This is a genomic window from Brumimicrobium sp., from assembly GCA_023957385.1.
In the GTDB taxonomy this organism is placed as follows: domain Bacteria; phylum Bacteroidota; class Bacteroidia; order Flavobacteriales_D; family Crocinitomicaceae; genus Brumimicrobium.
In genome coordinates, this window is the sequence record JAMLGZ010000001.1 from 90943 (window position 1) to 111699 (window position 20757).

General features: G+C 32.8%; 19 protein-coding genes. 9 read left to right on the plus strand and 10 right to left on the minus strand.

What is annotated here, in order from left to right:
* Positions 1 to 7: 7 nt before the first annotated feature.
* From M9897_00355 to M9897_00370, 4 genes are read left to right on the plus strand one after another with little or no spacing between them, the layout of a single operon-like run.
* Positions 8 to 508, plus strand: a complete 501-nt coding sequence (locus tag M9897_00355; GenBank protein ID MCO5267332.1) for a hypothetical protein — start codon at positions 8 to 10, stop codon at positions 506 to 508.
* Entirely contained in the window at positions 505 to 2376 is a 1872-nt protein-coding gene (locus M9897_00360) for a penicillin-binding transpeptidase domain-containing protein (GenBank protein MCO5267333.1), read from the plus strand. The genes M9897_00355 and M9897_00360 overlap by 4 nt, the downstream gene beginning before the upstream one ends.
* Complete coding sequence (gene rodA, locus M9897_00365) at positions 2373 to 3773, plus strand: rod shape-determining protein RodA (protein MCO5267334.1); 1401 nt, start codon at positions 2373 to 2375, stop codon at positions 3771 to 3773. Before M9897_00360 ends, rodA begins: the two co-directional genes overlap by 4 nt.
* Complete coding sequence (locus M9897_00370; protein MCO5267335.1) at positions 3773 to 4630, plus strand: CPBP family intramembrane metalloprotease; 858 nt, start codon at positions 3773 to 3775, stop codon at positions 4628 to 4630. The genes rodA and M9897_00370 overlap by 1 nt, the downstream gene beginning before the upstream one ends.
* On the opposite strand, the gene M9897_00375 is transcribed toward M9897_00370, so the two are convergent.
* Positions 4627 to 5949, minus strand: coding sequence for a DUF1624 domain-containing protein (locus M9897_00375; GenBank protein ID MCO5267336.1), 1323 nt, complete (start codon positions 5947 to 5949; stop codon positions 4627 to 4629). The genes M9897_00370 and M9897_00375 overlap by 4 nt on opposite strands.
* A gap of 131 nt (positions 5950 to 6080) precedes the next feature.
* Between M9897_00375 and M9897_00380 the strand changes: the two genes are divergently transcribed.
* From M9897_00380 to hemW, 3 genes are all read left to right on the plus strand, one after another.
* On the plus strand, positions 6081 to 7637 hold the full coding sequence (locus tag M9897_00380) for a HAMP domain-containing histidine kinase (protein MCO5267337.1): 1557 nt from the start codon (positions 6081 to 6083) through the stop codon (positions 7635 to 7637).
* 47 nt (positions 7638 to 7684) lie between these two features.
* Entirely contained in the window at positions 7685 to 8410 is a 726-nt protein-coding gene (locus tag M9897_00385; GenBank protein MCO5267338.1) for a hypothetical protein, read from the plus strand.
* Between the two features lie 117 nt (positions 8411 to 8527).
* Entirely contained in the window at positions 8528 to 9655 is a 1128-nt protein-coding gene (gene hemW / locus M9897_00390; GenBank protein MCO5267339.1) for a radical SAM family heme chaperone HemW, read from the plus strand.
* Here hemW and M9897_00395 read toward each other — a convergent pair.
* Both M9897_00395 and M9897_00400 read right to left on the minus strand, forming a co-directional pair.
* Positions 9652 to 10527 (minus strand): cation diffusion facilitator family transporter, encoded by an 876-nt coding sequence (locus tag M9897_00395; protein MCO5267340.1) that lies wholly within the window; start codon positions 10525 to 10527, stop codon positions 9652 to 9654. The two genes, hemW and M9897_00395, sit on opposite strands and share 4 nt — an antisense overlap.
* 34 nt (positions 10528 to 10561) lie before the next feature.
* Entirely contained in the window at positions 10562 to 12724 is a 2163-nt protein-coding gene (locus tag M9897_00400) for a PKD domain-containing protein (protein ID MCO5267341.1), read from the minus strand.
* 329 nt (positions 12725 to 13053) lie between these two features.
* Between M9897_00400 and M9897_00405 the strand changes: the two genes are divergently transcribed.
* Entirely contained in the window at positions 13054 to 13545 is a 492-nt protein-coding gene (locus M9897_00405) for a hypothetical protein (protein MCO5267342.1), read from the plus strand.
* A gap of 3 nt (positions 13546 to 13548) precedes the next feature.
* On the opposite strand, the gene M9897_00410 is transcribed toward M9897_00405, so the two are convergent.
* The 5 genes from M9897_00410 to M9897_00430 form a co-directional block, all read right to left on the minus strand.
* The gene (locus M9897_00410; GenBank protein ID MCO5267343.1) at positions 13549 to 14475 is read right to left on the minus strand and encodes an Omp28-related outer membrane protein; all 927 of its coding nucleotides are present in this window, start codon (positions 14473 to 14475) and stop codon (positions 13549 to 13551) included.
* An 8-nt stretch (positions 14476 to 14483) separates the two neighbouring features.
* Complete coding sequence (locus M9897_00415; GenBank protein ID MCO5267344.1) at positions 14484 to 16136, minus strand: DUF6029 family protein; 1653 nt, start codon at positions 16134 to 16136, stop codon at positions 14484 to 14486.
* Positions 16137 to 16149: 13 nt separating this feature from the next.
* Positions 16150 to 16677 carry a TlpA family protein disulfide reductase gene (locus tag M9897_00420; GenBank protein MCO5267345.1) on the minus strand — a complete coding sequence of 176 codons (528 nt, stop codon included), beginning with the start codon at positions 16675 to 16677 and terminating at the stop codon, positions 16150 to 16152.
* Positions 16678 to 17007: 330 nt separating this feature from the next.
* On the minus strand, positions 17008 to 17733 hold the full coding sequence (locus tag M9897_00425; protein ID MCO5267346.1) for an NRDE family protein: 726 nt from the start codon (positions 17731 to 17733) through the stop codon (positions 17008 to 17010).
* A 49-nt stretch (positions 17734 to 17782) separates the two neighbouring features.
* Entirely contained in the window at positions 17783 to 18466 is a 684-nt protein-coding gene (locus M9897_00430; protein MCO5267347.1) for a phosphoribosylaminoimidazolesuccinocarboxamide synthase, read from the minus strand.
* 155 nt (positions 18467 to 18621) lie between these two features.
* Here M9897_00430 and M9897_00435 point away from each other — a divergent pair, with 155 nt between their 5' ends.
* Positions 18622 to 19071, plus strand: coding sequence for a DUF420 domain-containing protein (locus M9897_00435; protein MCO5267348.1), 450 nt, complete (start codon positions 18622 to 18624; stop codon positions 19069 to 19071).
* On the opposite strand, the gene M9897_00440 is transcribed toward M9897_00435, so the two are convergent.
* Complete coding sequence (locus tag M9897_00440) at positions 19072 to 20295, minus strand: ABC transporter permease (GenBank protein MCO5267349.1); 1224 nt, start codon at positions 20293 to 20295, stop codon at positions 19072 to 19074.
* 2 nt (positions 20296 to 20297) lie between these two features.
* The gene (gene rbfA, locus M9897_00445) at positions 20298 to 20636 is read right to left on the minus strand and encodes a 30S ribosome-binding factor RbfA (GenBank protein MCO5267350.1); all 339 of its coding nucleotides are present in this window, start codon (positions 20634 to 20636) and stop codon (positions 20298 to 20300) included.
* Positions 20637 to 20757 lie beyond the last annotated feature (121 nt).

A 20757-nucleotide genomic window follows, 5' to 3' on the forward strand; every position in this document is an offset into this window, starting at 1 on the left:
TTCCATAATGAAACATAGCATCCGTATGATTTTATTCATACTTGTCCAAGGTTTAATCTTTGGTCAATTAGATTTTGGCTATGGCATTCATCCTATGGTTTATCCGCTATTTATAATTCTACTTCCTTTTGAAATAAATATCTTCTTATTGATACTCATTGCCTTTTTTACCGGTATAGGAGTCGATTTCTTTATGAATACATTTGGTTTACACGCCAGTGCAGCTTTACTTGTAGCTTATTTACGTCCAATTATTTTTAACTATTTTTCACCAAGAGATGGATATGATTCTTTTAAAGAACCTACAATAAATAGTTTGGGATATGCTTGGTTTTTTAAGGTGGCAGGTATCCTCATACTGATTCATCATACTTGGTTTTTTATCTTAGAATATTTTAAAAGTTCATTATGGACAGAAATTATCTTAAACACTTTTCTTAGTTCTGTCGTATCTTTGTTTTTATTTATCTTAATCCAGATATTCTTTTTTAAGAGATCCAAGATATGAACCTTGAAAGTAGAAAAATAGTATTTATTCTCCTCTTTGTATTAATGGGAGTAACCTATTCATTTCGTTTATTCTACATGCAGGTTATGGATAATCAATGGATTGATCGTGCACGTGAGGTAGCTTTAAAAAAATTGGATATCAAACCACCACGAGGAATATTTTTTGATAGAAATGGTAAGAAAATTGTTGCTAATAAAACATACTATAATCTAATGTTTATTGAAAATGATATTGAAGATTTAGATACTATAGCATTTTCGCAATTAATAGGTTTATCTGTAGATTCTATTCGTCACCAATTCGCATACATTAAAAAAAGTTTGGATAGAAAAACTAAAAGTAAAATCACGGGGCAAGACACTATTGTAAATGACTATAGAAATTATCTTCCCTATCCGTTTCTCAAAGAATTGAGTGCAGATGAAATGGCACGCATTGCCATTGATTTGCCTTATTTTAAAGGTTTTTATGAATATCCCATTAGTATGCGGGATTATACCTATCCGGTAGGTGCCAATATTTTTGGATATTTAAATGAAATTAATGGGGAAGAATTGAATCAAGATCGACAATTCTACAGTATGGGAGATTTCATAGGTAGAACTGGTTTAGAAAAATACTATGAAAAAACATTACGAGGACAAAAAGGTACACGACTCATTTTAAAATCTGCCAAAGGAAAAGTTATTAATAATTTTGCAGAAGGTAAACTGGATACTTTTGCGGTTCAGTGTCCTCCTCTTTATCTTGGATTAGACATCATATTACAAGCCTATGGGGAAAAACTGATGAAAAATAAATTGGGTTCGGTAGTTGCTATTGATCCTAAAACTGGGGAGATATTAGCCATGGTGAGTTCTCCTAACTACGATCCAAATCTCATGGTAGGTAGTAGAAATATTAAACGTAATTATTCCATTCTATATAAAGATTCTCTTAAACCATTTTACCCTAGACCCCTAGCTGCAGAATACCCTCCAGGATCTATCTTTAAAACAGTCCAAGCACTGATTGCGCTTCAAGAAGGGGTGATAGACGAGAACTTTAGTGCGCCTTGTAATAAAGCACTCGTAGGATGTCATAATCATCCAACTGCAACTAGTATTAGTAAAGGTATCCAATATTCTTGTAATCCTTATTTTTATGCCGTTACTCGAAAAATTTTACAACAAGACAAAGATAAGAGTGTGTTTAAAGATGCCACAATAGGAATGGAAACATGGGTAAAATACGTACATAGTTTTGGTTTAGGAGTTACGCCTCAAACAGATATTTATGGCATGCGTAAAGGATTGATTCCAGATGTTGAATTTTACAATAAATGGTATGGAGAATACCGATGGGCTTTTTCTACAATTCGTTCAAATAGTATTGGCCAAGGTGAAATCAAATTAACACCACTTCAAATGGCAAATCTAGCTGCTATCATAGCTAATGAAGGATATTATTATGAACCACATTTTGTAAAAAGCATTGGAGATAATGGTCCTTTAGATATTTATAAAGAAAAGAAACATACCATGATAGATCCCTCTCATTTTGGAGTAATAAAAGAAGGTATGCGTATGGCTGTAAATGAACCTGGAGGAACAGCAGCGAGAGCAAGAATCCCAGGAATTACTGTAGCTGGTAAAACTGGTACAGCGCAAAATCCGCATGGAGAAGATCACTCTGTATTCGTAGCATTTGCACCTTTTGAAGATCCAAAAATTGCAATTGCTGTATTTGTAGAAAATGCAGGATTTGGAGGAACATGGGCTGCACCCATTGCCAGCTTAATGATAGAAAAATATCTGACTGGAAAAATTTCAGATCCTGCTAAAGAAGAACGTATTTTTGAAAAATCATTTTACTCTACCAAATGATAAAAGACAGAGATAAATCACAAGATTGGGATTGGGTGGTAATTCTTATCATTTCATTGCTTCTTATCATGGGGATTATCAATATCTATTCTGCCGCATATAATCCTGAACATCCATTTCTTTTCGATTTAAAAACGCTTTACGGAAAACAAATTATGTGGATAGGAATAGGAGTGTTCTTGGGTTTTGTAATTGCATTAATAGATGCAAAAAATATTCGTTTGTTGACGCCTGCTGCATACCTTGTAACAATTTGTTTACTAATAGTAGTGTTATTCACAAAACCTATTAATGGAGCAAGATCATGGTTAGGAGTTGGTTCATTTGGTATCCAGCCTTCAGAGTTTTCAAAAATGACGACGGCTCTTATGCTTGCCTATGTAATTTCACAAACACGAGGCAAATTTATGTCTAATCGTACTATGTTCGCATCTATCATGGTAATCTTGCTCACTATGATGCTTGTATTAATCCAAAATGATACAGGAACATTCTTAGTGTTTACCGCATTTTTCTTTGTGCTGTATAGGGAGGGAATTACTTTTGACCCCATTATCTTATTTGTATTAAATAAAATGTTTGGACTTAAACTCAAACAAACTTGGATGGGGGTACACTTTATTCCAGTAGCATTTGTGGTTATTTTATATAGTATTACTATTCTCTTTTTTACAGATTCTTATCATACCTATTCTTTTTTACCGGGATACATTGTTCCAGGATGGGCTCTCCTTATCGCATTAATTTCCATTATTGCAATAATCATTTTAGTCATGAATCAACTCCTTTTTTCACAAAGAATCCGTAAAAAAATGAGAAATCTTGTGCTTCTTATTTATGTTTTAGCAATTGGATTTATTGGGGCTGTTTCTTACGTATATATTGATGTATTGCAATCTCATCAAGTAGATAGAATAGACCTTTGGTTAGGAAAAATACAAGATCAAGATGGAAAAGACTACAACCGAAATAGAGCATTAGCAGCAGTAGGCTCTGGAAAGTTTTCGGGAGTGGGATATCAAGAAGCGATTTTATCTAGTCCTAAAAGTAAACACGTTCCTGAAAGTGAAACTGACTTTATTTTTTCTGTTTTTGCTGAAGAATGGGGGTTTTTAGGTTCATTTGTTTTAGTTGTTTTGTTTACTATACTGCTTGTTCGAATTATCATTATAGCAGAACGACAGCGGGATAAATTCGCCCGAGTCTATGCCAACTCGGTCGCCATGATACTATTCTATCACTTCTTTATCAATATAGGAATGAATATAGGAATTGTTCCTGTTATTGGAATTCCATTACCTTTCTTTAGTTATGGGGGATCTTCAATGATGTCGTTCTTAATTATGATTTTTATTCTACTTAAACTGGATAGTCAACGAAAAGAAATTCTTGCTTAATGAAAGAACGATTTACTTCTTTAACTCCGACTGCTCAGTTTATCACTTTTCTGCTTTTTGCATCAGTATGTTTTTTAGTGTGCACTTCACTCATAAGTTTAATACTCTATAATGGCAATAGAGATGTTTCTTTATTTCATTTAGAAGCTGCTAATTCATATCCTGTTGAGTTTATGTTAGCTAATTTTCTACCCTTTCAATTAGGGTTTCTATTTATTCCGGGATATTTGTACTATACTTTTACCAAAAACGCAGACGATATACTTCTTCCTAGTTCACAAAGAAGTAGTATATGGGCTACTTTACTATTTTTAAGTATATTTCTCCTTTTACCCTTCCTTACTCAGGTTAATATTGAGATAGTGAGATATACTGGATACATTGAGCAATTAATGCAGCAAAAGATTGAGTCTGATACACTCATTCAAGAACTCGTCGGTAAACCTAATTCTCTCTCTTTTTATGTTGCTATACTCATCGTTGGAGTGCTTACAGGGTTTGCAGAAGAGCTTGTATTTAGACGTTTTTTGTTTCATCATCTTTTAAAATATTCACATAACTTATGGTTAAGTATCATGGTAAGTGCGTTATCATTTGCATTACTTCATTTTAACTTAATCCAGTTGATTCCTCTAATTAGTTTTGGGATTGTATTTGCATTGATGTATTATATTTCAGGAAGTATTTGGTTGGGAGTATTTTTCCATATAGCAAATAATTCACTAAACCTATTTTGGCTATCAAACGATTCTGTCCCTTATTGGATTGATGAAGTGAATTGGCTTATAAACAGTATAGGAATCTTACTACTAATTGGATGGATTATTAAGTATAGAAAAAAATTAAGAATAAACTAATCCTTCTTTTTCCAAAAGAAAATCTTCTGATAATAGTTGTCAAAAAATTCATAGTATTTAATAAAATACACGAATAGTGTCATAAATAACATAGCTCCTATTACAGAACCCCAAGGGTGTAATTTACTAGATAAAAAGTCACTTAATCCAAAACCAAAAATTCCTCCGTATAAAATAATAACGTGAATAATATAAATAGATAATGTCTTCTGACCCATCTTTAAAAATAATTCAAAATTCCAAGGTATTAATTTAGCTAGCGTATAAACAAGTGCAATAAACAACAGCAAATTACCAAAAGCATATAAGGTCAATGTAGAAAAAATATGATATTGACTTCCAGTTAAATAACTATATGCTATAATAGAGAGTCCCAAAATAGCACTAGTAATAGGAATTACCCATGTTTGAAATACAACAAGTTTTGTAGAAAAAATATGTTTGAAATAAGGCTTATAAATACCGATAAAAATAATCAATGAAAAAGCTAAAAATACCTGTCCTAACCGAGCAAAAAGATATCCCATGTGAGCAAATGGCTTTAAGCCTAAAAACATAAAATACGGTTGTATCATCTTTAAAAGAACACCTGGAAATATATTTAAAATAAGTCCCGTCAGGAATAGAATCAGCACATATCTATTAGTATATACTTTAGCTGCATGTACGCTTAAATATGCTCCCATCATACCACCAAAAGCTACAAATCCCACCCATGGGAAGAGGGCAAAGATAGATTTGAAGGGTCTGTCATCTGATGCTACCACCAAAATATTCTCTATAATGGGATGTACCCCCGAAAAGTCAAGTGAATAAATTGTAGGACGCAGAATGAATCCTAAAAAACCAACAATTCCTAACCATAAAGATAAAGGAATAAAACGCACCAAACTTTGGATACCACTAAAAACAATAATGATAATCAGTGATAAACCAATGCATTGAAGTACATGAAAAATAAATAAATACCCTGAAAAATATCCTTGTAATAAATAATATAAATTCACTTGTAAAAAATATCCCCAAAATAAAAGCTGAACACCACGTTTTAAACCTTTTCTTACACGCTCATTATGAAAGAAAGGCTTATTTTTTCGCACTAAAAGATAAGTAAAAACTAACCCTGAAACCGTAAAGAATAAGGGAGCCGTGAATCCTCGGGTAAATTTCCAAATACTGTAAATAAAATAATCATCACTTCGAAATTTATCTTGCAAAGACATCACAATAAAATGTCCTTCCAGCATCATTAAAATAGCAATAGATCTGGCTATATCAATAAAAGCTAAACGTTGCTCTTTCTTAGGTTCTTGCTCCATGTGGATAATTATGGATGCAAAGATAATCAAATTGACAATGTGAAGTAAGTCTGCTTAAAATTTGAAAAAAATCCTTCTTCACACGAAAATCATTGATTATTTCGTTATCTTCAACAGTCAATTCAAAGAAGATGAGTTTATACTCCAACAAACGAAGATCAAAATTAGTCTTACTAACCCTTGCTATCATCTTGGTTGGATTGTCTTTGTGGGCTTCTAATCGTATTGTAGAGAAGGTAGCTCAACGGGAAAGAGAGCGTGTAACCCAGTGGGGAGATGCCATTAAAAAACGTGCCGAATTGGTATTACTTACCAACAATTCTTTTAATGAATTAAGAAGCAAAGAATTAGCTGAAATGGAATTATGGATAGATGCTACCAAAGAAATTTCTCAGAATACTTCTCTTGATTCTTATAGATCTTACGATCTACCACTTAAAATAATCAATCGAAATAAAGATATTCCAGTAATTGTGTTAACACAAGATAGTACTGTTTCTACCTATATTAATTTGAATTTTGATGTAGCACATTTCAAGCTTCTTCATCCTGAGATTGATTCAATAAAAGCGGAGCAATTATTTAAAGATTCCTTGGTTAAACTAGCCCATTCGTGGGGAAACGCATATACCTCTTTTACTATTGAGGTATATACCAACATGTACATGTCTTTCTTCTATACTGATTCTCGCCAGATTTCTCGTTTAGAAGAGGAAAGGGATTCACTAATTCATGCGTTTAATGCAGAGTTAATTGACAACCCTGAATTAGTTCCTGTAGTATTAACCAATAGCAACAAAAACAAAGTTGTAGCGTCTAATTTACTTAAACAGGAAGTAGATAGTATTACTTTAGCAACCACACTTACTACTCTCTCTAAAGAAAATCAACCTATAGAAATTCAAATAGGAGAACATGAGGTGAATTTTTTATACTATGCAAATAGCCCTGAATTAGTACAACTCCAATACTTTCCATATATACAGTTTGCGTTGATTGGTCTTTTTATTTTGATTGGATATATTATTTTTAGCACTTTTCGCAAAGCTGAACAAAATAAAGTATGGGCGGGAATGGCTAAAGAAACCGCTCATCAATTAGGAACACCTATATCATCCCTTATGGCATGGGTTCAATTGTTAGAATCAAAGCCAGAAACACAAGAAATTGCTAAAGAAATGGATAAGGATATTCATCGATTATCACATGTAACCAACCGTTTCTCAAAAATTGGAGCAGAGACTGAACTGGAAGATGCAGATATCATACACACTATTCAAGAGTTTTTAGAATATTTTGGAACACGTGTTCCCAAAAAAGTGACAGTAAACTTTCATTCAGATGAAAAAGAATTAGTAATCCCTCACAATCCACCTCTTTTTGAATGGGTGATAGAGAATATTTGTAAAAATGCTGTAGATGCTATGGAGGGAGAAGGAAAAATCTCTATCAAGATGATACGTAACATCAATCAGATTTATATTGATATTTCCGATACCGGGAAGGGAATGACAAGCGCCCAAGCTCGGAGCGTTTTCGAACCTGGGTTTACTACTAAAAAACGAGGATGGGGACTCGGATTATCATTAGCCAAACGAATCATTGAAGAAAATCACAAAGGACGACTTAAAGTACTTCATTCAGAAGTAGGAAAAGGGACTACCTTTCGTATTACTCTGACTTTGTAAAAAATTCGAATGGCACAATTTTAGACAAGGATTCTTAAATTATGCGTATGAAAATCTTATTTTTTATATCATGTGTACTAATCTTCTCTCCTGTTTTTACGCAATTAGAAACTAAAATTATACAAGGGAAATATGGTGACTCTACCTTAACTTTTCACGAAAATCACCAAATTTCTACCATAGATTTTCATATAACTGACCGCTTAAGTAAAACCATTGTTTATAATTCTAATGGGAAAGAACTTTTTCAAGGTGAACATGGATATCAATATGGGAGTCATGGGTTGGATATAAAGTTTTATCCAAATGGTCAGGTAGCGTCTATTCGAAAAACGTTTCAACCAGATGGAGGAATACAATATGATGATCACGCCTACTTCTATGATGAAGATGGTACCTTTATTCGGGAAGAAGATTATTCTCTCCCAACACAACTTATAACGCAGCCAACACCTACAACATATCAGCAAGAAATTATACGTGAAACATCTACACCTCCCAAAATGGATTCCATTAAACTATTTATCAAAAACACTACACAACATAAAATAAAACTCTTAGTTCGTTCTAAAACAACTCAGTATGATTGGATAGTGAAAATTAAAAAAAATCAAACTTCATTCATTGGTTCCTATCTGGATTATAGTAATCAACTTCCTCCCGATAATTATTATGAAGTTATTATCTTACCAAAAAAGAAAAAACAATTTTCTATATTAAAACAAACTTCATTAGATAGTAGCGTAGAGAAATATTGGGTGATTTTATTATAGCTTTCACCCTTATTAACTGGGTAAATCAGTTATTTTCGCTCAAACTTTTTTACAAAGATTCAACCCTCTTATTGACAGAAAAACAATATTCTCTGAGGTATTTATTACCTTTGGAAAATGGCTGGTATCTATATCCATATTCCTTTTTGCAAACAAAAATGTTCCTATTGTGATTTTTATTTTAGTACAACTTATCAAGGGTATCGTACAAAAATGATTTCAGCTATGTTGCATGAAATTAAATTGCAAAAAGCATATTTAAAAAATGAAATGATCGAAACGCTCTATTTTGGAGGAGGAACTCCTTCACTACTCACAAAAGAAGAGCTTCAATCAATTATACAAATCGTTTTTAAAACGTTTTTAAACATTTCTATAAAAGAATTTACATTAGAGGCAAACCCAGATGACATCAATGAAGTAACATTATCTAATTGGAAAGAATTAGGTGTAAATCGTTTAAGTATTGGTGTACAGTCATTTTTCCAAGAAGATTTAGATTGGATGAATAGAGCACATACTGCTAAAGAATCTACAGAAGCAGTTTTGCTGGCTCAAAAAATGGGGTTTTCACTTTCTGTTGACTTAATTTATGGATTACCTAACCGAACGCTTGTTGATTGGAAACACAATTTAGACAAATTAATAGCTATTCGTCCCGAACATATTTCAGCCTATTGTTTAACTATTGAGAAACGAACTGCTCTTAACAAAATGATACAAACGAAGCAACTTCCAAAAGTAGAGGAAGAGGCGCAAGCACAACAGTTTGAATTAATGGTAAACGAATTATCCAAAGTAGGTTATGAACAATATGAAATTTCCAATTTTGCCCGCGATGCCCACTACTCCATCCATAATTCAAGCTATTGGAAAGGAGTACATTACATCGGAATTGGTCCTTCGGCCCATTCCTATGATGGGAAAAGTCGCCAATGGAACATAGCAAATAATCAGTTATATATCAAGAAGGTTTTGAGTGGTGAAACATATTTTGAGAAAGAGGTGCTCTCTCTTCAAGACCAATTTAATGAACTTATTTTAACTGGTTTACGCACAAAATGGGGGGTTTCAAGATTACAACTTTCTGACAAATTAAAGTTACCAGAAGAATTTAAAAAGCAATTAGAAAAATTCAAAGAGCTACGGTTAATTCATGAAGAAAACAATACATTGTACCTCACCGAAAAAGGAAAATTACAGGCAGATTATATTGCTTCTATGCTTTTTATTGAGTTAGATTAGTCTTCATCAGGCTCAATATGTATAAGTACATGTCCTAATTGTGGAATTTCTTTTCGTAAAGTATCTTTTAGTTTATGGGCAATGTCATGTCCTTCTTTTACGGTAATATACGCATGAACGGTAGCATGTAAATCAACATGGTAAATCATTCCTGCCTTACGAATAAAACATTTTTCAGTTCCAACTATCCCATTAACCGTCATAGAAACTTTTCGAATATCAAGGATCAAATCTTCATATAGATTTTCATCCATAATCTCACCTAAAGCAGGGCGGAAAATTCGATAACTATTATATAAAATAAAACCAGCCGCAACCAAAGCTGCCCAATCATCTGCTGTTTCATATCCTTCACCTAAGAATAATGCAAGAGAGATTCCAATAAGGGCAGCAATCGAAGTAAATGCGTCACTTCGATGATGCCACGCATCTGCCTTTAAAGAAGAACTATTCGTTTGACGAGCTCTTTTCATAACCAGTTGAAATGAAATCTCTTTCCAAACAATTATAGGAATCAAAACAAACAGCGTCCAGAAAGCCGGTAATTCATGAGGTGTCCGAATATTATGAATACTCTCATACGCAATAATTGTGGCTGAAGTAATTAAGAATCCAACTACAATAAAAGTAATTAAAGGTTCGGCTCTACCATGTCCATACGGATGATTTTCATCTGCTGGTTTACTCGTATATCTTAACCCTAGAAAGACTAGAAAAGAAGAAAAAATATCTGTAGTTGACTCTATTGCATCTGCAACAAGTGCATACGAGTTTCCAAAATATCCAGCCAACCCTTTTATAACTGCCAAACAGGTATTCCCTATAATAATAAAATAGGTAGTCTTAATAGCTGTTTCAGAGTTTGCTGACATTTTTTAGATTAGAATATCTCGTAAAGTTACACGTCTAACGTAATAATGCAACAGTTCCATGGTGTAATTCATACAGTTCTTTATGATTCATAAAATGAATACGCCAAACATATACTCCGTCTGGAGAATCCTTTCCTTTGCAGGTTCCATCCCAACCTGCTTGTATATCATGTGTTTCAAAAACTACTTCACCCCAACGATTATAGATGGTAAATGTATAATCTGTTACATCAAACACAATTGGTTTAAATTCTTCATTAAACTTATTACCATCAGGTGTAAAAGCAGTTGGAACATACAAAGTAGTTTGAGGTTCAATATAAATTGTACGATAGGCAGTATCTGTACAATTAAATTCATTGGTTACAACTTGATATGGAGTGTGATAGCCACTTTCATTATAGAAATAGCTAACAAACCGATCAGCCGTATCAACAGTTTCCGTCAACTGATAAAAATGTTCCAAACTTCCGATACTTTGATCTGAAAAATAAATCTCATTATCAAAAATAGAAGTTTGCGTGGGTGAAACATTAAAAGCAGCAGTTGGAATGGGATGAATAACAATGGGATTGGGAGCGGTATAGGTTAAATCTGCAGAACAACCTTTTACTACTGAAATATGTAATGTTGGATAATATTCGCCGGGATTTGAATAAAAATGAAGTGGGTTTTGTATGGAAGAATGTGTCCCATCACCAAAATCCCAGTCATAGTTAATATCTACGTTAGCCGTGCTACTATCTATAAATTGAATAGGTATATTTGAACAAGAGGTGTCTGATTCAGAGATAAAATTTATAGTTGGAATACCAACTACTTTGACAATTTCAGTATGTGAATTAATACAATCTTTCCATTGAGCTGTAAACGTTACCGGAAACTCCCCAATTGTATCATATACAATATTAAGAACATCTTCAGTTATGGAAGTATTTTGTGAGGCATGGTTACCAAATTCCCATTGAAACGAAGAACCTGGGTTATAATTTCCCTGACCAAAGAAGTTATAATTATTGGTAGTAATACATTGCGTATCAGGTGGATCAAAAAATACATCAAAACTTTGATATACTGAGAAGAGTTGAACCGAAGTATCTGAACAAGGCCAACCTGGGTTTACCACTAAAGTAACGTAATAATCACCTTCTCCAGGAAAAGTATATGTTGGGGTTTTCATAGTACTTGAGGCAGTCGGGTCACTTGGAACGCCAAAATCCCACTGATAATTTTGTCCCCCATAGCTGTTATTCTCAAATTGAATAGTCAACCCTTCACACGCATCTACATAATTTGTCAATTGATCTTGTGGAACAATATTAGCAACTACACTCACTTGACAATTAAACACAATAAACAAGAAATCACGTAGTGTCTTTCCAATTAGTACACCATTTCTATACTCTTTCACCACAACTCCTACTACAAATTTTCCAATTAAATCCGGATCGACAATCATTTGTCCTGTTTGAGGATTAATTGTGATTTGTCCCGATGCACCGAAAGGTTGGTTTGCATTGAAACCACTTTCCCAAGTTACTATATTAAAAGGAGGATTTACTGGAGGGTTTGGCATAGGATCAACAGAAGTTCCAGCATGATAGGGAGATCCTAATTCATACACCAAAGAATCTCCATCTGGATCTGTCGCCGAATGGTCAAAATATAGGGGTTCATTATTACATAATAATAGAGGTGGATAATTCGTAAATCGGGGACTGCTATTACAAGTTATTCCACTATTGGTTCCTGGTATTTCAGTAGTGAGTGATAAACCTTGTTCTCCTGAATCATATAAATTTATAACATCTGTTCCACGACAACAACGCTCATAGGCTAAAATATATCCATCTGGCAATGGAGGTAAATTAATCGTTTTTGAATATATCGCTTCTTCTACGCAAATCCCGCTAGGTGGAGTTACACATGGATTACTAAAAATTACAGGCAATATTACACTCCCAGGATAATTTATTTGTTCTACCCGAACAAGCGAATTATTGGACTTATTAAATACTCCCAATAATAAAGGGCTATCATAAGCTGCTCCAGTACTATTACAATCACGATATACTTTGATAGTTATTTTATAGTTATTGTTTCCTAAACAATCATAATAAATTTCTCCTCCCACTATATGTGATGCGAACAGTTCTACTGGTAAGAGTATAAGCAATATCAATAAAAACAACCTCATTTTACTACAAATTTATGTAAATAGATTGAAATCACCATGTTAAAAATTTATAGGGAATTGGGTTTTTTCACTATTTTTTATAAATTTCCTTATTATACACGAAAACAATGCCAATTATAAATAGTTTAAAAAAGTACGCAGACGGATTTTTCTCTTTGGTTTATCCACATAATTGTCTTCTCTGTCAGCGGGAATTAAACCAACATGATGAATATATTTGCTTTTTATGTAAGGAAGATTTGCATTTTACTTATTTCGAAAAATACCAAGAACCTTCATATTCTGAACAATTATTTTGGGGGCGTTTACACTTGGAAAATGTGTATTCTATGCTCTATTTTTCTCAAGAAAATTCTACGCAAAAAATTCTCCATGAAATTAAGTACCACAATGGAAAAGAATTGGGTGTTTATATGGGAAAAATGATGGGAGAACGCATATTTAATCAAGCAAATTATACTGATATAGATGCTATTATTCCGGTTCCTATTCACACAAAAAAGGAGTTTATACGAGGTTATAATCAAAGTATGAGTATAGCAACAGGAATACAAAAAACCTTTCAAGTTCCTGTTGTAAATGCTTTATATAGAAAAACACATGATGCCTCACAAACTAAAAAATCTCAAGAACAACGATATGAAAATGTAAAAGATAAATTTGGAGTATATACAAATAAATTACAGAATATTCATCATGTATTAATTGTAGATGATGTGCTCACTACAGGGGCTACGCTAGAATCTGTAGTGAAAGCCGTGCTATCTGTTCATTTACCGATTAAGATAAGTATTGCAACAATTGCTGTGGCACATACTTAATTATTAATTGATATCCTGTCGGATAACTTGCAAAATTTCATAAGTATCTACATCATAAACATAGATTAAGAAATGTAAGTTCTCCTTATCAATATCAGTAGGAAGTTTATAGGAATAATCAAAAATTTTCTTTTCTCCAACAGGAGTTGCTGCATCAAATACTTTTTGCCCCCAAGGTCTATTATCTATACTACCCAAATGTTTGTCACGATGTATATAAAATTCATTATCGCTATTATCTGGCATCAACTGCCAATCTACCAATGAATCTTGTATAACATATACTACTGCATTCATTTCGATAGCTTCATTCTTCATTTTTTCTACCTCTACGTGTAAATAACCACCATTTGTTTGAGAATAATAATTAAAAACAGACTGAATATTTACTTTCAAATCATTAGCCGTCATGATATCCTGTGCCCTACTTTCCCAAGTACCTAAGAAATCAAACATTTTACCGTTTATAATCTTTCGGTTTACTGTCCCTTGTGGATTTCCAATAAAATTATACCCATTTTCAAAGGTTTCACCATATAAAATACCATCTGAATTAGTATGATCGGTTGTATATGGTCCGCTCGTATTGGTTTGTTGAAAACCTACCTTACCCCCCGGTCCAGCATGAATAGATGCAATAAAAACTCGTGTAGGATAATTCTGATGAATCTGATGTGCCTTTGTCGCAGCATTCGGACAATTAGAACATAAATGTCCCGTATAATCTTCGATTAACACATTTACATTTGTATTAGGATTAGGTGCAAATGTTGGATATTCATTCGCTAAATAATCTTGCCAAGCACCAGGATACAAAGTAGTATCTATGTCATAATTTACTACTTTTTCGTAGGGATTATCAATTTTATCACAAGCTGTAATTCCAACAACTACAGCCAATAATAATAAACTATATCTTAATTTTTTCATGTCTTCTATTAAAAAGTATGAGTGAATGTTACGGTTAAACCATTAGAAGCAGGGACAAAACGACAAATACCTCCTACACAGAATAAACCTTCTTTTTGACGACCATATCCCACTTGTAAACGAGTTGCTCCCCAAATTTTTCCGACAAACACCATAGGGTAATTTATTCTATCAGCTTTAATTGAGTTTCCATAATTAGATTGAAGAATAGCACTAAAGAACCAACCTGGAGAAATAGTATATTCAATAATTCCAGTTGCCCAAGAGCCTTTGTCTTTATTTTTTACCGTCCATAATCCTTGTGCTTCCACTCGTATGGTATGCTTATTATTGATGCGATACTCTACATCTAGCACTCCAATATGTGACTCAATAATTCCTTTTGCACTGGCAATATGGATAACATCGTTATTCATATTGATATTATAATAACTCCCTTTGATAGTCCATGACTTATTGAGTTTTCTTTTAAATTCAAAATTGATATCTCTCCAATAAAGTAATTTACCATCCATATCAAATAAAGAAGATTTATAGAAAACACGTTTTTCATCGGCCATGTTAACATTAGTATGACGTGGTGCATAAGCAGTAGAAAAATTAAATGCCAAATCAGTTCCATATTTGCCCCCTAATTTACTTCCTTTTTTAATGGTATAAAGTATATCTGCTTGGAAGGCTACTTCTCCATTGGGTTGAGAGGCATAGGGATACAATGTAGCAACTAAATTATACGTGTGTGTTTTGGTAAGCGGTGGTATAAAACCAATAGTAACATCTTGTAAAAGAGCATCACGGTCGCTTCTGAAACTCATATTATCAATAGATTTTGCAGATAATAAAATTCCTAATCCTTTCTGAGAATATCCTGCATTAATTAACATTCCCTTTCCATAATTATATGCATATCCGTTATCAGCAGAAGGGTCTTGTTCTTTAATAATATATTCTCCATTGATATAAAACTTCTTGTATCCTAATTCCAAACGACCTCCATAAGCTCCCGTATTTTGTGGAAGAATAAGTGTGGAATTATTATCTTTTTGAAATTTAGAAACAAAAGATCCACCAGCTGTTATGCGAACTGAGTTTTCGGATAAGGTAGGAAACCAATCATTAAAAGACAACTCTAAATCAAGTCCTCTCACGATACCAGGACCATATTGATTCTTCCCTCCAGAAAATGAATAACGTTGTTTTCCATATACTGTTTTTAAAGAAACACCTTTAAATGGACGAAGTTTAATACTCACACCATTCATAACGTTATCAAACCCTAATGCTCTATCTTCATAAGATCTGAAAATCAATCCTGACCCAAATTGTTCATAGAAATTCCCTACAGTAATATCTACCCAATCATTTTCATATCCTGCATATAAGTATCCAACTCCTACTCCTTCAAATCTATCTGGATAACCTAAGATACGAGGTAAGTAAGCTTCAATTCGTGTTCCTACTTTAAATCCTTTTAATCGATAGTTTACATTTAGATAAGAGTTGAATAAGGATTTTTCGGGAGGTTGGTTTGCTTTAATTTTAGTATCTGTTACCAAATATTGATAAATTGTCTCAATATTCCCTGAAACAGTTCCTTGTGACCATATATTGTTTCCCAAAAATAGTAGGAAAACAGCTAAACCTAGTTTGTTAATTTTCATAAGTATCTTTTCCTTATTTCTTTTCTTGGGATATTTTTAGTAAATGTTCGTACAAATTGTTTTCATCTCCTGGAGCATAATTATTATGGGAATAAACAATCTTACCTTCTCCATTTACCAAGAATGTATGTGGAATATTATTTACACCCATTGCTCTTTTGAAGTCACTGTTTGGGTCTAACAATATTTCATATTCCCATCCTCTAGAATCTACATAAGGAGTAACGCGACTAGCAGTACGTTGGTCATCTACAGAAACAGCCACTAATTTTACGCCTGTTTCTTCTTGCCAATCTTCGTATAATTCTTGAATGGTATTTAATTCATTTTTACACGGTGTACACCAAGTTGCCCAAAATGAAATGATAATCGGCTTACCATCGTTAGTTAATTTAGCCGTATTAATAGTTTTACCATTTAAATCTTTCAGTTGCGTTTCAGGAAGCGAACCTCCAAACAAATCTCCTAATCCATCTTGTGCAAAAGAAGATACACATATACAAAGAATAAAGGAAGTAAAAAGTATAAGTGTCTTTTTCATATTTATAGTTTTAGAATTCATATTTATAGTTCTAGAATTTTTGATAAAGAGCATAAATCATGCCCAAACATTCAAGTCCAAATATATATAATAATCCTTTATTCTATTAATAATGATTAAACTTATTCTTGGAATCCTGAAATAGGAAAACAATAAAAAAAAACTGCAAAGTTATGTGCGGAACTTTGCAGTTTAAAGATAGTATTAAGTTAAATAAAGTAGTGTAATGTATTAATCATTAACCGCAACAAATGTAGGAATAAAATTGAAATAAAAAAATTTTATCTAATTTTTTTTACCATTTATCTAATTTTTTTTGTCTTTGGTCAATTAATTATCAAAAATTATATCTTCATTCTTGCTATTTAATTGAGATAAATCATGATAGAAATAGGACTGTTTTTTTGGTGTATAATGAAATTGTGAGATGCTAGTTGTCTTTAAAAAACCTCTATCTATTACAATTCCTTCTCCATTCTTGTGTTCTTTTTGCTGATGAAATTGTAATATAAATTCTGATTGTATCGCTTGTTTCCCATATTGATTCATAAATTCTGCTAGCATTTTTTCTCTTTCTATGCGTTGTTGAGGTGGATATAACATAGCGGAAGACCAAATATGTGGGATAGTTTCATCTACCTTAGTTAAAAAACGGTGTTCTCCGTCCCATACCAATTCATAGATTTCTACTTTATGTTTCCAAGTAAAAAGAAGTGCATAAAATTGTTCTATTCCCCCCAAATTATAATTTTCTGCAGCACTCAGAATATCATCTGAAGCTAAAAGTTCTTTCACTACAATTCCCCTACTTAGGCGATAAACAACTTTTCGTTTATGTTGTGAAAAAGCCCCATTCATCAAACAAACTAATTGCTTATTGCTGCTAACTCCCATCCAAGTTCCACCTGCTACGGTATCTTTTGCATAATACAATTGCGCACCTAATTCTTCATATAATTGAGGTGCTAATGCTTTACGAAAGGAAGCCTCATCTCTGTTATGAGTTACGATAAAAGAGCTTTCACCCTTGAGTGGAAAATAAGTGACTGTGCACATAATTAGTTGAGAGCAATTACCTAATTATCAACTAAAATAAGATTATTTTCTATCCTAAAAATTCTTTTTCTAGTTTTAAAGGCTCCAGATAAACACCATTTTGATATACACGCATGTTGCCACCAGAAATCTCATCAATGAGAATGACGTTACCTTTGGAATCACGACCAAATTCTAATTTAATATCATATAAGTCTAAGTTCTTTTTTGCTAGCTCCTCTTTTACAATATCACAAATTTGAATGGTCATTTGCTTTAATACTTTATATTCTTCATGAGTTAAAACCCCTAACATAGCCAAAGCATCATCTGAAATAACTGGGTCGCCACGGTGGTCATCCTTAATAGTAATCTCTACAAAATGATCAAGTATTTGACCTTCTTTGCAATAATCTCCATATCTTCTAAAAAAGCTTCCAACTGCTTTGTAACGACAAATTACTTCTAATCCTTTTCCAAAAACAGTAGCTTTTCTAGCTAGCATGGTTTGCTCTTCAATATTCGAATCTACAAAATGTGTGTTGATTCCTTTCTCATTCATCAAACGATAAAAGAAGGTAGTCATTTTCAGTCCAGACTTTCCTGCTCCCTCAATCGTTAATCCTACTGTATTCGCACCAGGATCAAACACTCCATCTGTTCCTGTTACATCGTCTTTAAACTTTAAAAGAACTTGGTCTTGGTTGTCTGTTGCATAGACATTTTTGGTTTTACCCTGATAAATGAGATTCATTGATTTAATTTTTGATTTCAAAAGTACAATAAATTGAGAAAAACTTGTCTCGTAATTTTTGTTAATTTTTTATCATTATTAGAAAACAAAGTGATTGATGTATCTCTCTTTGTAAATTTTATTTTTTGCTACATTTGAAAATTAAATTACTAAACATGGCACTATTTATTCAAACACTTATTCTTTTACTAACTCTAGTTTCTCCTTTTATAGCAGTATATGCCGTTTCTTTTGCTAAAAAAGGAAACTATAAAAAACACATAATAATCCAAAAAATGCTTTTTTTAGTATGCATGGCTGCTTTAGTAGTTTTAGAAATTCAAATTCGTTTAGCAGGAGGTTCGGGAAGTATTGCTAAAAACGGAACTTATTATCATACTACTTTCTTTAAAATAATTTTAATAGCACATATTATAGGTGCTGTACTCACTTATATTGTTTGGACTCTTATTTTTATAATTTCCTCTTTTATGCATGCAAAAAAGGGGAAATTGCCAGGTGATTTCTCTAAAACACATAAACTTTTTGGAAAAATTACCATTTTTGGTCTTTTCTATACAGCTATTACTGCGTTAATAGTATATATGCTGACCTTTGTGTTATAATTACCTCTTAAAAATAGGGTGTTTTTTAACCATTATTTTCGTAGGAAAGTAACTTATTATAAGACCTAGAATAGTAGTGGATGCAACAATTGCAATAGCATCTTTATAAGAAACATCTATAGGAAAAACCTCGCCAGGTACATTTGGCATTTGAAGAAAGCCAAAATAAAGCTGAAGAAAAACAACCATATAACCCAATGCTAATCCTATCATTACTCCTCTTCCTACAATAATGAGTCCTTCATAAAAGAAAATGCGAAAAATACTCTGTTGGTCAGCCCCAATACTATATAAAGTTAGAATATCCTCTTTCTTCTCAACAAATAACATAGTTATTGATGCAATCAAATTAAAAGAAGCTAAAATAAATACAAAAATAAGGATGAAATAAATGATTAAACGTTCTGTTTCGCTCGTCTTAAAGATAAGTTCATTTTTTTCCATATTGGTTTTAACTTCAAAACTATCTCCTATTATTTTTTGAATTTCTTTTTTTACAGTTGATATATTTACGTTAGGACTTGTCTCGATAAAAACAGCACTAATATCATCTCCATATTCTAAAAGTTGATTAGCTAATTCATACGGGATAAGTACTTTTTCCATATTTACTTCCCGATTGTAGTTCATACGAGCCGAAACACTAACGCGATGTGTATTAAGTGGATTTTTTCCTGGTCTGAGTTTTCCTTCTCTCAAAGGAACATTAAAAACAATCTGTTCTTGAATAGTTTTACTTACAGGAACATAACCACCTAGTTTATCGAGTAAACCCGCACCAAAAATGGCACGTGGAATGCTATCTTCATATAGAATAGGCTCCCCATCTACTAAATGGCTTTTCATTTTAGACATAGATAAAAAAGTAGTATCTACACCAAGCATTTGTGCATGTACCCACTTATCACCCCTTTTTAATATAATCACTTCTTCGAGCGCACGTGAAACGTTTTGAACACCTTTTACGGATTTAATTTGTTGTAAGTCAATGAAGTTTTGATTAAAGGTTTTAGATTGGGTAGATCGAATATTTAGTGAGGAGTCAAAATCACTATACAGCTTAACTACCATCTGTTCAATTCCATTGAAAACAGAAAGCAAAATCACGAGAGAAGCTGTTGAGATGGCTATACCTACCACGCTGATTTTTGTAATCAGGTTTATAACATTCCGCTTTTTCTTAGCCTTGAAGTATCGTTTTGCTATGAATCGGGAAACATTCACGATTATCCATTTTTTAGAAGATCATCTATTTTTTCTGCATAATCTAATGAGTCATCAATAAAAAAACGCAATTCTGGAATATGGTGTAAGCTTTTAATTACCCTCCCAACATCTCCTTTAATTCTTGCCTTATGCTTATTGATTTCATCAAATACTTCTTGAGGTGTGGGTCCAGCAAAAATACTTACATACACTCTAGCTAAACTTAAATCAGGTGTAACTCTTACTGCCGTCGGTGTCACCATCGCTCCCAAACAGAATTCTTTGGCGTTGCGTTGAAAAAGTTTAGCAAGTTCTTCCTGAATGACTTTTTCTATTTTGCTTTGTCTAATTGATCCCATACTACAAAGATAATGAATAAGTTGATTTACAAGTTGTGTTTCATGCCAAATGGAAGGAAATAAGCTGTGTAATATTGTAAATATAATCTATGTGCATTTATAAAAGATTGATGCGTCTAAT

Excerpts from the sequence above, each read along its gene's own strand:
- M9897_00435 (MCO5267348.1), top strand. The coding sequence starts at position 18,622 with ATGGCACTATTTATTCAAACACTTATTCTTTTACTAACTCTAGTTTCT.
- M9897_00400 (MCO5267341.1), bottom strand. The coding sequence starts at position 12,724 with ATGAGGTTGTTTTTATTGATATTGCTTATACTCTTACCAGTAGAACTG.
- M9897_00425 (MCO5267346.1), bottom strand. The coding sequence starts at position 17,733 with ATGTGCACAGTCACTTATTTTCCACTCAAGGGTGAAAGCTCTTTTATC.
- M9897_00420 (MCO5267345.1), bottom strand. The coding sequence starts at position 16,677 with ATGAAAAAGACACTTATACTTTTTACTTCCTTTATTCTTTGTATATGT.
- M9897_00375 (MCO5267336.1), bottom strand. The coding sequence starts at position 5,949 with ATGGAGCAAGAACCTAAGAAAGAGCAACGTTTAGCTTTTATTGATATA.
- M9897_00370 (MCO5267335.1), top strand. The coding sequence starts at position 3,773 with ATGAAAGAACGATTTACTTCTTTAACTCCGACTGCTCAGTTTATCACT.
- hemW (MCO5267339.1), top strand. The coding sequence starts at position 8,528 with ATGGCTGGTATCTATATCCATATTCCTTTTTGCAAACAAAAATGTTCC.
- M9897_00410 (MCO5267343.1), bottom strand. The coding sequence starts at position 14,475 with ATGAAAAAATTAAGATATAGTTTATTATTATTGGCTGTAGTTGTTGGA.
- M9897_00405 (MCO5267342.1), top strand. The coding sequence starts at position 13,054 with ATGCTCTATTTTTCTCAAGAAAATTCTACGCAAAAAATTCTCCATGAA.
- rbfA (MCO5267350.1), bottom strand. The coding sequence starts at position 20,636 with ATGGGATCAATTAGACAAAGCAAAATAGAAAAAGTCATTCAGGAAGAA.
- M9897_00360 (MCO5267333.1), top strand. The coding sequence starts at position 505 with ATGAACCTTGAAAGTAGAAAAATAGTATTTATTCTCCTCTTTGTATTA.
- rodA (MCO5267334.1), top strand. The coding sequence starts at position 2,373 with ATGATAAAAGACAGAGATAAATCACAAGATTGGGATTGGGTGGTAATT.
- M9897_00380 (MCO5267337.1), top strand. The coding sequence starts at position 6,081 with ATGAGTTTATACTCCAACAAACGAAGATCAAAATTAGTCTTACTAACC.
- M9897_00415 (MCO5267344.1), bottom strand. The coding sequence starts at position 16,136 with ATGAAAATTAACAAACTAGGTTTAGCTGTTTTCCTACTATTTTTGGGA.
- M9897_00430 (MCO5267347.1), bottom strand. The coding sequence starts at position 18,466 with ATGAATCTCATTTATCAGGGTAAAACCAAAAATGTCTATGCAACAGAC.
- M9897_00355 (MCO5267332.1), top strand. The coding sequence starts at position 8 with ATGAAACATAGCATCCGTATGATTTTATTCATACTTGTCCAAGGTTTA.
- M9897_00385 (MCO5267338.1), top strand. The coding sequence starts at position 7,685 with ATGAAAATCTTATTTTTTATATCATGTGTACTAATCTTCTCTCCTGTT.
- M9897_00395 (MCO5267340.1), bottom strand. The coding sequence starts at position 10,527 with ATGTCAGCAAACTCTGAAACAGCTATTAAGACTACCTATTTTATTATT.